At 69.2% G+C, this 12,760-nt stretch carries 10 protein-coding genes and 1 pseudogene; 1 reads left to right on the forward strand and 10 read right to left on the reverse strand.

Annotation, left to right across the window (positions count from 1 at the left end; genetic code table 11):
• Positions 1-303 precede the first annotated feature (303 nt).
• The 3 genes from ABE488_RS07885 to ABE488_RS07895 all read right to left on the reverse strand — a co-directional run bounded on the left by ABE488_RS07885 (position 304) and on the right by ABE488_RS07895 (position 2,378).
• Positions 304-741 (reverse strand): acetyltransferase, encoded by a 438-nt coding sequence (locus ABE488_RS07885; RefSeq protein ID WP_346444308.1) that lies wholly within the window; start codon positions 739-741, stop codon positions 304-306.
• An 89-nt stretch (positions 742-830) separates the two neighbouring features.
• Complete coding sequence (locus ABE488_RS07890; protein ID WP_346447732.1) at positions 831-1,763, reverse strand: DnaJ C-terminal domain-containing protein; 933 nt, start codon at positions 1,761-1,763, stop codon at positions 831-833.
• Between the two features lie 153 nt (positions 1,764-1,916).
• Entirely contained in the window at positions 1,917-2,378 is a 462-nt protein-coding gene (locus ABE488_RS07895; protein ID WP_346444416.1) for an Hsp20/alpha crystallin family protein, read from the reverse strand.
• A gap of 215 nt (positions 2,379-2,593) precedes the next feature.
• Between ABE488_RS07895 and ABE488_RS07900 the strand changes: the two genes are divergently transcribed.
• Positions 2,594-3,073 (forward strand): peroxiredoxin, encoded by a 480-nt coding sequence (locus tag ABE488_RS07900; protein ID WP_346447734.1) that lies wholly within the window; start codon positions 2,594-2,596, stop codon positions 3,071-3,073.
• Between the two features lie 27 nt (positions 3,074-3,100).
• Here ABE488_RS07900 and pbpC read toward each other — a convergent pair whose 3' ends face one another.
• From pbpC to ABE488_RS07935, 7 genes and pseudogenes are all read right to left on the reverse strand, one after another.
• Complete coding sequence (gene pbpC, locus ABE488_RS07905; protein ID WP_346447735.1) at positions 3,101-5,488, reverse strand: penicillin-binding protein 1C; 2,388 nt, start codon at positions 5,486-5,488, stop codon at positions 3,101-3,103.
• Complete coding sequence (locus ABE488_RS07910; protein WP_346447768.1) at positions 5,475-6,047, reverse strand: ATP-binding protein; 573 nt, start codon at positions 6,045-6,047, stop codon at positions 5,475-5,477. Before ABE488_RS07910 ends, pbpC begins: the two co-directional genes overlap by 14 nt.
• Before the next feature lie 767 nt (positions 6,048-6,814).
• A complete protein-coding gene (locus tag ABE488_RS07915; RefSeq protein ID WP_346447770.1) occupies positions 6,815-6,967 on the reverse strand; it encodes a helix-turn-helix domain-containing protein in 153 nt (50 codons plus the stop codon).
• A gap of 333 nt (positions 6,968-7,300) precedes the next feature.
• Positions 7,301-8,202: pseudogene (locus tag ABE488_RS07920) on the reverse strand (sigma 54-interacting transcriptional regulator); the annotation flags it as partial.
• Positions 8,203-8,252: 50 nt separating this feature from the next.
• Complete coding sequence (locus ABE488_RS07925; RefSeq protein ID WP_346447737.1) at positions 8,253-10,694, reverse strand: ADOP family duplicated permease; 2,442 nt, start codon at positions 10,692-10,694, stop codon at positions 8,253-8,255.
• Entirely contained in the window at positions 10,691-11,458 is a 768-nt protein-coding gene (locus tag ABE488_RS07930; RefSeq protein WP_346447738.1) for an ABC transporter ATP-binding protein, read from the reverse strand. Before ABE488_RS07930 ends, ABE488_RS07925 begins: the two co-directional genes overlap by 4 nt.
• 17 nt (positions 11,459-11,475) lie before the next feature.
• The gene (locus ABE488_RS07935) at positions 11,476-12,729 is read right to left on the reverse strand and encodes an HlyD family efflux transporter periplasmic adaptor subunit (protein WP_346447740.1); all 1,254 of its coding nucleotides are present in this window, start codon (positions 12,727-12,729) and stop codon (positions 11,476-11,478) included.
• Positions 12,730-12,760: the final 31 nt, after the last annotated feature.

The following is a 12,760-nucleotide window of genomic DNA, read 5'->3' on the forward strand; positions in this document are numbered from 1 at the left end:
CGTGGTCGGACCAAGCGTCTGGTGGACACGCCGGCCCACATGCGCGCGCCAGCTCAGATGAACAGCGACCGGGCCGATGTCTGGGTCCACACGACGACGCGCTGGCGACTGGAATGGCAAACGGATCTGCCATGACGTCGCTGCAGACGACGCCGGGTTGAGAAGGGCGCGACTGAAGACTGCGCCATAGCACGCCCGCGCCAGTGCTCCGATCCGCATCTGGCGAACACAAGTCGGGGGCCTGGCCAGGCCTGGCGCACCACCAGCGACTCGAACACCTCGGTTCGAGTCACGATGACGGCGTTAACCGGCCAAGCGCAGATGCAGCAAGGGGAAACGACGGCCCTCGCCATCAAGAGGGGACCGGCCGGTTTGAACAAACCCGTAATGCAAGTAGAACCCGACCGCTTCGGGGTTCTGCTCGTTCACATCCACCGTCATGTCACGACGCGACCCGCGGGCATGATCCAGCAGCGCGCGGCCAATTCCTCGCCCTCGCAGATCCGGCTCGATGAAGAGCATTTCCACGTGGCTTTCATTGAGCCCGATAAACCCTAGCGGTCTGCCCTCGACATCGACCGCCACCCACAATTCAACGGCAGGCAGGTAAGCATCACGGACCTGAGGCAGCAAGGCCGCTATATCGGATGCTTGCAAGAACAGGTGCGTGGCGCGAACCGAGCGCAGCCAAATGCTGAGCAGGTGCGGATGGTCGGCGTCAGTCGCCTGACGAATGGTCATGATCTTTTCACACCGGATATTGGACGCCACCTTCGCGATCAAAGCGTCGCCGAACGCGGACGTGTCATGACGCGTGGCGACGCGCCAAACTAGCGGGCGCCCTTGGTTTCGCCAGGTGCGCTTTCGCCGGAGAAGGCATCGCGCAGCGCCTCGTAGGCGGCCGTCTGCGCGGCGCTGCGCGGCGGCGGCGCCTGGATTTCGAGCTCGACGAGCTGGTCGCCCGCAGGCGCGCCGGCCGTGCCCGGCAGGCCGCGGCCGCGCAGCCGCAACTTGCGGCCGGCTTCCGAGCCCGGCGGGATCTTCAGTTCGACGCGGCCGCCGAGCGTCGCCACGCTCAGTGTCGCGCCGAGCGCCGCATCCCACGGCGCGATCGGCAGCGAATGGATGATGTTGCGGCCATCGACCTCGAAGTCCGGATGCGCCGCGTACTCGATCTCCAGCAGCAGATCGCCGCCCTGCTGGCCTTGCCCGGGCAGACGCACGACCTGGCCCGGGCGGATGCCCTTGGGAATGCGCACGTCGAAGGTCTTGCCCAGCACGGGCACACGGACGCTGTCACCGCGATAGACCGTCTCCAGCGGCACCGCCAGCCGCGCGCGCGTATCGCCGCGCGGCGCCTGCCCGCGGGCACCGGGGCCGGCATGGCCGCCGACACCGCCGGCGCGCCGGCCGAACAGTTCCTCGAAGAAATCGCTGAAGCCGCCGCCGGCGCCGCCACCGGCGAAAATCTCGTCGAAATCAACGCCGCCCGCCCCTGCGCCGCCGAAGCCGCCGGGGGGCGGTCGGACCTCGTCGCCAGGACGGTAACCGCGCGCGCGCAGCTGATCGTAGGCCTTGCGCTTCTCCGGGTCGCGCAGCGCCTCATAGGCTTCGTTGATCGCCTTGAAGGTCTCTTCGGCGCCGGCCTCCTTGCTGACGTCCGGGTGGTACTTGCGCGCCTTGCGGCGATAAGCGGTCTTGATCTCCGCATCGCCGGCATTGGGCTCGACGCCGAGAATCTCGTAGTAGTCCTTGAACTGCATGTGGGAAGTTCCGATGCGGCGCGCACGGCGCCGCGACAAGGGAAGTCGTCGGATCCAGGAGCCGGATGCGACAGCGGCCCGCAGAATACCTGCAGGCCGCCGTCTCCGTCTTCATCGTGCCGCGCCGGTGCGCGGTGCGATCCCTGCGCCCGCTCAGGCCTGCGTCACGGCCTGGGTCCCGGTGTCCTGGGCCGCGCCGACCTGGATCCGTCGCGGCGTGGTCTCGGGACGCTTGGGAATGCTGATCTCCAGCACGCCGTTGTGGCCGGTCGCGGTGATCGCATTGGCATCGGCGCTGTCGGGCAGCGAGAAGCGACGGTGGAACTGTCCGGTCGCACGTTCGATGCGCGAGAACCTCGGTTCGCTCCGGCCAGCTTCGGCATCGCCAGCCGACTCGCCGCCGACATGGGGCCGGCGCTCGCCCTTCAGGCTCAGGATGCCCTTGTCCATCCAGATCTCGACGTCCTGCGGATCGATGCCCGGCAGGTCGGCCAGGATCACGAACCGGTCGCGCTCTTCGTGGATGTCCACGCGCGGGACCCACTGGCTGGTGACGACCGACGACTCGTCCTGGGCATCGCCGCCCTGCACGAACTGGTCGAAGAACCGCCGCATTTCATCCTGGAACGTCGCACGCCCGGCGAAGGCCGGCTGGCGGGCGACAGCACGATAGGCTTCATGTCGCATGGAGTGGCTCCGTGTTGAAAAGCGGCCCCGTCGGCCGCGATGTCCGAAAATTGGGGAACCGGCCCGACGCTTTCAAGAGCGCTCGCATCGACGCCACGCGCGAGCGGATAGACTGCGTTCACCCTGTTGCTTGCGAGCCCCCCATGACCATCCAGATCGGCGACGCCATCCCCGAAGTCACCCTCAAGCACATCCACGACGGCGTGCGCGTCATCGACACCCCGACCGTGTTCTCCGGCAAGCGCGTACTGCTGTTCGCCGTCCCGGGCGCATTCACGCCGACCTGCTCCGAACGCCACCTGCCCGGCTTCGTCGAGCACTTCGAAACGTTCCGCGGCCGCGGCATCGACGTGGTCTGCATCGCCGTCAACGATCCGTTCGTGATGCAGGCCTGGGGCGAAAGCGTCGGTGTGCCGGACGGGCTGCAGATGCTCTCGGACGGCAATGCCGACTTCGTGCGCGCGCTCGGCCTGGAGATGGACGCGACCGCCTACGGCATGGGCACGCGCGCCAAGCGCTTCGCGCTGTACGCCGACGACGGCGTGGTGCGTCATCTGTTCGTCGAGGCCCCGGGCGAGTTCAAGGTGTCTGCGGCCGAGCACGTGCTCGCGCATCTGGACTGAGGCATCGGGCGGCAGCGCCGCCCGATGCTACGGCGCCACGTGGAAGGCGACGCTGCGCCAGGCGCCATCGTCGGCGAGCGCGGTCAGTTCGTGGCGGCCGGGGGTTTCGAACTCGGTGCGCAGCCAGCGTGCGCCCTGAGTTTCACCGATCCAGCGTCCGTCGAGCAGCCACTGCACGCGCGACTCGGTGCCCAGCGCCCGCAATTGCAGCCGCACGCCATGCGCGCTGCCCGGTGGCCGCACCAGGGTCACGCCGGGCTCCAGGCCCTCGATATGCAGGGCGGCCGCGGTCTGGCGGCCGTCGGGCCGGCAGTCCGGCGCCAGCGCAGGCAATTGCGACGCCCGCCGCGTGGCCGCGGGCAGCCAGGGCGAGACCAGGGCCGGCCAGCGCGCGATCTCGCGCGATGCGCGCGGGTGCGGGGCCTCGCACTCGGCCGACAGCCGCTGCCCGCTGCGCGGGTCGATCTCGAAGCGCACCCGGCCTGCGCTCCAACGCCCTGCATCGCGCTCGGCGAAGGTCGGCGGCACATTGCCATCGAGGGTCCAGGCGGTCAGCCGGCGCTGGCACAGCGGGGCGGGCTGGGCATCGGCCGCGGTGCCCAGCGGCCAGCAGATATCGAGTTCCCGCACGTTGCGCGGCGGCGGCACGCGCAGCGCGTCGCCCCGCCCGCGCGGGAGGCTGTCGACCGTCTCGAGCAGCAGCGGCAGCGCAGTGATCGCGCCGTACTGTCCCGGCAACGGCGTGCCGTCGGGACGCCCCACCCAGACACCGACCGTGTAGCGATGGGTGCCGCCGATCGCCCAGGCATCGCGATAGCCGTAGCTGGTCCCGGTCTTCCAAGACACCCGCGGCCGGTCGCCGGTGTCGAACGTGTCGGCGCGCTCGCCCGGCCGATCGGCCGCTTCGAGGATTTCGCGCACGATCCAGGCCGCCCCCGGCGACAGCAGTCGGCGGTCGCGCAAGGCCGGGCCCGGGGTATAACGCACGCGCCCGGCGATGCCATCGCGATGCAACGCGGCATGGGTGCCGACCAGTTGCTCGAGCGTCGCGCCGGTGCCGCCCAGAATCAACGACAGGTTCGGCACCGCGCCGCGCGGGAACCGCAGTGTGACACCGGCATTGTCGAGCCGCGCGGCGAAGCGCGCCGGACCGACTCGGTCGAGCAGGTCCACCGCCGGCACGTTCAACGACAGGCGCAACGCATCGGCGGCCGCGACCGGCCCATTGAACGCGGCATCGAAGTTGCCCGGGCGATAGCCGCCGAACGACTGCGGGGCATCGACCAGCAGGCTGGCCGAGTGGATCAGCCCATCGTCGAGCGCCATGCCGTAGAGGAACGGTTTGAGCGTCGAGCCGGGCGAGCGCCAGGCGCGCACCATGTCGACATGGCCCAACCGCGCACGATCGCCGAAGGCGACCGAGCCGACATAGGCCAACGCCTCCAAGTTGCGATTGTCGACCACCAGCAGCGCCGCGGAAGTGCGCTCGGGCAACTGCGAGAAGTAGCTGGCGACCCGCTGCTCGAGCATGCGCTGCAGACCGATGTCGATCGTCGAAACGATCCGCGCCTGCCCGGGATGGGCGGCCCGCAGCCGCTGCGCGAGCAACGCGGCATGCAACGGCGGCCGCAGGCTGCGCGCCACGACCGGCTCGATCTTCGCATCGTCGACTTCCGCGCGCGTCCAGACCTCCAGCGCGACCATGCGCTCGAGTACCTTGTCGCGCGCCGTGCGCGCCGCCTCGGGTGCGCGGTCGGGGCGCAACCGACTCGGCGCCTGCGGCAACACTGCCAGCAACGCGGCCTCGGCCCGCGACAACCGGGCCGCCGGCTTGCCCAGATACGCCCAACTGGCCGCCTCGACCCCCTCGATGGTGCCGCCGAACGGCGCGCGCGTGAGGTACAGGGTCAGGATCTCGTCCTTGGACAGATGCGCCTCGAGCTGCAATGCCCGCAGCAGCTGCACCAGCTTGCCGCGCAGCGTCCGCCCGCGTGCAGGCTGCGGATCGAGGATGCGCGCGACCTGCATGGTCAGCGTCGAACCGCCCGACACGATCCGCCCGCCCCGCGCCCATTGCCAGGCCGCACGCGCCATCGCCAGCGGATTGACGCCCGGATGGCGCTGGAACCAGCGATCCTCGTAGCCGAGCAGCGCCTGCAGATAGTAAGGCGACACGCTCTGCGGCGTGGCCGGGTGGCGCCAGACCCCATCGGCATCGGCGAACGCGCGCAACGGCGTGCCGTCGCGCGCGACCACCAGCACGCTGGCATCGTCGCGCGTGGGCAGTTGCGGCGGAAACGCAAGATCGAGCGCGAGCAGCGACAACAGCACTGCAATCGTTCCCCAGCGCACACCGGACAGCAGCCATCGGCGCCAGACGCGGTCACGCTGTTTGCCGTGCTCAGGCCTCGACATGCGGTTCCCCGGCCACGTGCGCCCCCGCTAGCGGCAGCCGCACGCAGGCGACGCTGCCCGGTGCGTCATCACGCGCAAGCAGTTGCAGGCTGCCTGTCTGCGCCTCGATGATCTGCCGCGACAGCACCAACCCAATGCCCGAGCCGCCGGGCTTTGTGGTGAAGAACGGCACGAACAGATTGTCGCTCGGCGGCAGGCCAGGACCGAGATCGGCGATCGAGATCCGCGCGTGGTCGCCGTCGAGCTCGCAGGCGATCTCAACCTCCCCGCCCGCCATGTCGGCTTCCAGCGCATTGCGTAACAGGTTGATCAGGACTTGCTCGAGCTGGTCAGCGTCGGCGATCACCCGCAACGGCGGCACTGCATGCAAGCACACCCGTCCATCGCCGATCAGCCGGTGAATGCGTTGCAGATGCTCGTCGAGCGCAACCGGCGCGAGTACCGGCGGCGGCAGTCGCGCCAGACGTGCATACCCGCCGAGGAACCGCTGCAGCGCGAGGCTGCGCTGCTCGATCAAGCGCAGGCCGCCGAGTGCATCGTCGCGACTTTCGGCCGGCATCAATGCGCCCGCGGCCGGCAGCAGACGTTGCAAGGTGTCGGCCATCGATGCGATCGGTGCCAGGGAATTGTTGATCTCGTGCCCGAGAACACGTAGCAGGCGTCGGAAGGCCTGCGCCTCCTCCTCGCGCAGGGCACGCTCCATCGGCTGCATCACCAGCAGATGCCCCGCCTGGCTGCGGCTGCGCAGCGCGGCATGGCTGATTTGCCAGCGGCCGGCCTGGCCGCCAAATCGCTGCGCGTGTAAGGCACCACTCGGCAACGCGAACAGCGGCGCCAGACCAAGCGTCGCCGCGTCCTGGCCGAGCACCGTCGCCGCGGATCGGCCCAGCACGCGTTCGCCTGTCGGATTGAGCATGCGCAATCGCATGTCCTGCTCGAACACGAACACCGCGCCATCGAGCATCGCCAATGTCTTGCCGAGCAGTTGCAGACTCTCGTGCACGTGGCGACGTTCGTCCTGCAGGTGCAGGGCCAGACGATTGAAGGCCTCGGCCGCCACGACGTCGGCCGGTCGACCGATTGTTGCTGCGCGCAGGCTGTAATCACCTTCGCGCAGCGCGTCCACCAGGCTGGCCAGGGTGACGAGTGCGCGGCGACTGCGTGCCACCTGCAGCGCCGCCAAACCCACGGTCAGACCGACCACCAGCATCGCCAGCCAGACCGGAGCGGCGCCTTGCGGTACGCCGGCCATGAGCACGATGCACAGCGCAGACAGCGCCGGAAGCGCCACCAGCAACGCGCGCCACAGCGGCAGCGCCGCGCCTCTCACGCGTCGCCGGCCTGAGGATCGATGCCGTGCTTCTCAAGGCGCCGATACAGACTCTGGCGGGTAATACCCAGTTGCTCGGCGCTGCGCTGCAAATGGCCTGGATGGTCGCGCAAGGCCTTACGCAGCAGCCAGACTTCTGCCTGCGCCAAGGTCATGTCGCCCAGCGACGCCTCCGGCGAGGACACCGCCTGGAGCCGCAGATCGTCGGCCACCAGCTCCGCCCCCCGAGCGAGCAGGGCCGCACGCTCCATCGTATGCGCCAGTTCGCGTACGTTGCCGGGCCACGCGTAGGCATGCAGCGCGCATTCGGCCGATGCGGCCAACCGCGGCATCGTGCGGCCATAGCGCCTGCAGGCAGCCGCCAGCGCGTGCCGGGCCAGTGGCAGGATGTCTTCGCGGCGCTCGCGCAACGGCGGTACGCGCACCTGGAACGTGTTGATGCGGTATAGCAGGTCCTGACGAAAGCGTCCCGCGGCAACCTCTGCCGGCAAGTCGGCGTTGGTCGCCGCGACGATGCGCACGTCCACGCGCATGGTGCGCGAGGATCCCAAGCGCTCGAACTCGCCGTCCTCGATCGCACGCAGCAGCTTGGGTTGCTGATCAAACGCAGATTGCCGATCTCATCGAGCAACAGCGTGCCGCCATCGGCCAGTTCGAAACGCCCCACCCGATCCTGCCGCGCATCGGTATAGGCGCCCTTGAGGTGACCGAACAGCTCGGACTCGAATAGCGTCGGCGTCAGGCCACCAAGATTGACCTTGACCAGCGGCCGCTCTCGCCGTGGCGACCACTGGTGGATCAGTTGTCCGATCAGGCTCTTGCCGGTGCCGTTCTCGCCCAGCAGCAGCAACGCCGCGTCGCTGTCGGCCACGCGCAGCAAGTCGTCCACCAGCCGCTGCATGACCGGCGATTCGACGATGAAGCCATCGCTGCCCTCACCTGCAAGCAAAGCGTGGGCGGCGCCGAGCCGCTGCAACTCGCGTCGCTGGCTATCGAGCGCGATGCGGCTGTCGAGCACCGACAGCACGCGGGCGTTCTGCCAAGGCTTCTCAATGAAGTCCACCGCGCCTCGGCGCATCGCCTCGACCGCCAGTTCGACACTGGCCCAGGCGGTCATCGCCACCACCGGCAGGCCCGGCCACTGCGCGGCGATCGCTTCGATCAGCGCCAGCCCTTCCTGGCCGGAGGTGGTATCGCGCGCATAGTTCATGTCTACCAGGACCGCTGCGAACACGTCGCCACGCAGGCAGGCCAGCGCCTCGTCCGGCGACGCGGCGCCGACCATGCCATACCCAACGGTCTTGAGCAGAAGACGCAGCGCCTCGCGGACGTCGGCCTGGTCGTCGACCACCAGGATGCGGTGTGCGGTGTGCGAAAGCGGCATGGTGCAAGTCTAGTCGGAAGTCGCACCGGCACCCGCCACGGCCGCGTCGCTCATGTCCGCAGGGCCTGCATCGGCGACACCCGCGCGGCACGCACGGCCGGCACCCAGGCGGCCGCCACGGCGGTCAGCGCGAGCACCGCCAGCACCAGGCCGACGGCCAGCGGATCGGCCGGCTCAACACCGAACAGAAATCCCTGCAACACCCGCGAACCCGACAGCGCAAGCGTCAGCCCGATCGCCAATCCCAGGCCGATCTGCCGTGCGCTCTCGAGCAGGACCTGGCGCAACAATCGCGCTGGCGGCGCGCCTAGCGCAGCTCGCACGCCGAACTCGTGGCGGCGGGCGGCGACCGATGTCGCCATCACCGCGTACAGGCCCACCGACGCCAGCAGCAACGCCAAAGCGGCGAACAGGCCGACCAATTGCAGATTGAGCGCCTGCTGACCGGTCGTAGACGCAACCACCGTCGTCATGGCGCGCAGGTTCGAGATCGGCTGGCCGGGCGCGACCTCGGCGATCGCGCTTTGCAGCGCGGCCTCATCCGCGGCGATGCCGCCCTGCATCCGCAGCGAATAGGTGAGACCGCCGAACCCGCGGATGATCTGCCAGATCGCGCCGGGCAACTGGGCCATCGGCGTGTACATGACCGGCGCCGCGGGCTCGGAAGGCCCAGCATGGCGCACGTCGCCGACCACGCCGACCACGCGCATCGCCCTGCTGCGCGGGCCGTCGTAGAAGGGCATCGTCAGCAGCTTGCCGAGCGCATCGCCGTCCAGGTAGCGACGTGCGAACGCCTCGCTGACCACGCAGACCGATTCGGCGCCTGCGACATCGCTTGGCGTCAGCCCGCGCCCGACCAGGACTGGGATGCCGAAGACCGCGAACATGTCCGGGGTCATGAAGCGATACTGGCTGCTGATCTCGCGTCGGTCCGACAGCTCCACCGAAAAGTTCAACTGCGTGGTCACCGGCGGGTTGCTCGCGGCAGCCACGTCGGCCACACCTGGCATCCGACGCAGCCGCTCTAGGATCCGGGTGGTTTGGCGATCGACGGCCTCGACGGTCTCCACCCGCCCCTTCACCGGCGACAGGTTGAACACATAGGTTTGCTGGCTCTCGATCCCGAGCGGGATGTTCGACAGTTCTTGCAGCGTCCGCATGAACAGGCCAGCGCCGGTGAGCAACACCACAGCCAGGGCCACCTGCGTGACCACGAGCGACTTGCCCAGGCGACCTGAGCTGCGACTCCAGCCACCGCGCCCGCCGCCCACCAGTTCTGCAGCGAGCGGTAGCCTGCGGGTGCGCCAGATACCGAGCAGCGCAGCAAACGCTGCGGTACCCACACCACACGTGGCCGCGAATGCGATGCTCGCCGCCGACAGCGCCGGCGGCTCGCCACGCAGCCAGACCAGCGGCACGGCACCTGCGAACAGGCGCAGGCCCAGCCATGCGAACAACAATCCGGCCGCAGCACCGCCGATGCCGATCAACGCGCCTTCGGCCAGCATCGGCAGCCCCAACCGCGGCAGCGAGGCGCCCAATGCCAGTCGCACCGCATGGTCGTGACTGCGGTCGAGGATGCGCAGCAGCATCAGGCTGGCGAGATTCACCGCCGCGATCAGCAGCACGCAGCCGGCGGCGGCGGAGAACAGCCACAACGTGTTGCCGCTCTGCGCTTGGAATAGGCTTGACAGCATCGGCAGTGCGCTGGGCGGATGCTCGCGCAGATGCTGACGGAGCATGTCACGGCGATCGGCGGTGCTGTCGTTGAGCATTAGCTGCCCGACGACGGTCGCCGCCTCAGCCGATGCGGCGGGGATATCGACACTGGGCGCGAGTCGAGCGATCAGGATCTCGTTCGTCGTCATGGAGCGCGTCGCCGGGTCCTGCTGCAACGGCAGCAAAACATCGAAGGGCTCGGGCCACTGGAAGCTGGCTGGCAGTACCCCGACGATTTCCGCCGCCTGCCCCTCCAGTTGCACCACGCGTCCCACGGCCGCCGGATCGGCCCCATAGGCCTGGCGCCAGTGCGCATGGGCGAGGATCACCGCCTGCGGACCCTGCGGGCGGTCCTCCTCGACGCTGAAGTTTCGGCCCAGCATCGGCGGTAATCCCAGCGTGTCGAGGAATCCGCGGTCGGCCCGCATCGAGCGCACCACCTCGGCCGTATCGCCGCGCGCGATGTTGGCGTCCATCGTCCAAGCCCGCAGCATGCCCACCGATGCCACCGCGCCCATCGCGCGCACCGGTTCGCGATAGGCTGGCGCGGCGACGTTGCGGTCGCCGTCGTGGTACTGGCCAATGGTGACCAATCGCGCCGATTCGGGAAATGGCAGGGGCCGAAGCAAGGCCTGGTCGATCAGCGCGAACACCGCCGTCGTCGTCGCCACGCCCAACGCCAGGGTGAGCATCGCCAGCATCAGGTAGCCCGGCCGCCGCAGCAGGCCACGCCACGCCTGCCGGGCCTCGCGCCATGCGACGCCCGGACTCATGGTACGGCCTCCGCCAGGCCAGGCAGCGGCAAGTCGTGTTCGGCCCGCAACCGCTCAAAGCTGTCCTCGTCGACGATGCGCCCGTCGAGCATGTGCACGATGCGCTGCGCGCGGCGGGCAAACGCAGCGTCATGGGTCACCATACACAGCGTGGTGCCGCTGCCGTGCAACTGTTCGAGCAACTGCATCACCGCCTCGCCGTTGCGGGTGTCGAGATTGCCGGTGGGTTCATCGGCCAACAGGATCGCCGGGTCACCAGCCAATGACCGAGCGACCGCGACGCGCTGCTGCTGCCCACCCGACAGTTGCCCCGGGTAATGACGGGTGCGATGCCCCATGCCCACCACTTCCAGCACCTCGCGCACGCGTCGGCGCAGGGCATCGCGCGCGATGTCGTCGCGATAGGTCAGCGGCAGCGCGACGTTCTCCTCGACCGTCAGGTCGGCGATCAGATTGAAGGCCTGGAAGATGAAACCGATCCGCCCGTTGCGCACGCGCGCCCGCCCCCGCGCATCGAGATCGGCCACGTCCTGCCCATCGAGGACGTAGCACCCGCTGCTGGCAGGATCGAGCAGACCGAGGATCGACAGCAACGTCGACTTGCCGCAGCCCGACGGGCCGGTGATCGCGACGAAATCGCCGCGGCGGATATCCAGCGAGATGCCCGACAGCGCGTGCGTCTCCACCTCGTCGGTATGGAAGACCTTGCCCAACTCGCGCAGTTGCAGCAGGGGGGCGTCGGTGCGGGGCGTTTCGGCATGCATGGATGGCAGTCCTCGTATCATTGGAGTCGCAGGGTGTCATGGTCGTTCCAGCGGCTGGTGTCGGACAGGATCACCGTGTCCCCAGGCTGGAGGCCGCTTCGCACTTCGATGCGGTCGCTGGACACAGCGCCGAACTCGACCGGCCGACGCTGCGCTTCATTGCTGCCGGCAGGCACCACGAACAGGGTGCCGCGCGCATCGGGTGCAGCGGACGCGGGCCGGGCAATGCTCAAGGTGTCGCGCAGCGTGCCGAGCAGCACCTTGCCATCGACCGACAGATCCGGGCGCACGCCAGCGGGCAACGGCTCGGAGAACGCGACATCGACGGTGACACTGCCCTCGCGCACCGCGGGATCGATCCGCGCCAGCCGCCCGGTGACGACGCCGTTGCGAGTGTCGACCGATACCGGCAGTTCGAGCACCAGATCCTTGGCGAGCACCTCAGGCACCTGGAGACGCGCGATCAATTCGTCAGGACGCGCCACCCGCGCCAGCTTGGCGCCGGTCTCGACCTGCTGCCCGGGCTCGACCTCGACCTGCTGCAGGATGCCGTCGATGCCGGCGCGCACCGCCAGCCCCCGGACCTGCGCACGGGCGATGGCCGCGGCACTGGCGGCCTCGTCGCGCCGAGCCCGCGCGGCCTGCAACTGCGCGGCCATCGTCTGCCGGAACGCGGCAACCCGGCTGCGCTCGATCCGCGCCTGGCCCTGGCCCTGCTCTTCGTTGATCTGCGCCTCGCGCATGTCGATCGCCGACATCACGCCAGCCGCATGCGCCTGCTCGAAGGCCTCGCGCTTGACCTGGGCGATCCGCCAAGCCGACGCGGCCGCCGCGGCCTGTGCCTGCTGGTCGAGCAGTTGCGATGCCAACTGCGTGCGCACCGCCACGACATCGGCTTCGGCGCCGGCGAGCGCCGCTTCGGCTTTGTCGAGACCGGCCTGCAATTCCGGGTTGCCGAGCCGCAGGATCACGGTATCGGCCTGGACCGGCGCCCCGGCCAGCACCACCACATCCTGCACCGTCGCGGTCGCGACGGCGGTGATCCACCGGATCTGGCGCGGCACCAAGGTGCCGGTCGCCCGGATCTCGCGGTGCATGTCGCCCTGCACGGCGGTGTCGATCCACAGTTCTGAGCGGCGCACACCGGGGACGGCGCGATCAATGCCCAGTCCAACGCCGACCAGCAGCCCCAGCACAGCCAGGCCGAGGGCGCTCCAGCGTACCGGGCGTCGCTGCCAGAGCGGAGCTCGGGAAGATTTGGTGATATCCATGCCCCGAACGGCGCAGGGATCGTGCCAACTG

The organism is Luteimonas sp. TWI662 (genome assembly GCF_039673825.1).
Classification (GTDB): Bacteria; Pseudomonadota; Gammaproteobacteria; order Xanthomonadales; family Xanthomonadaceae; genus Luteimonas.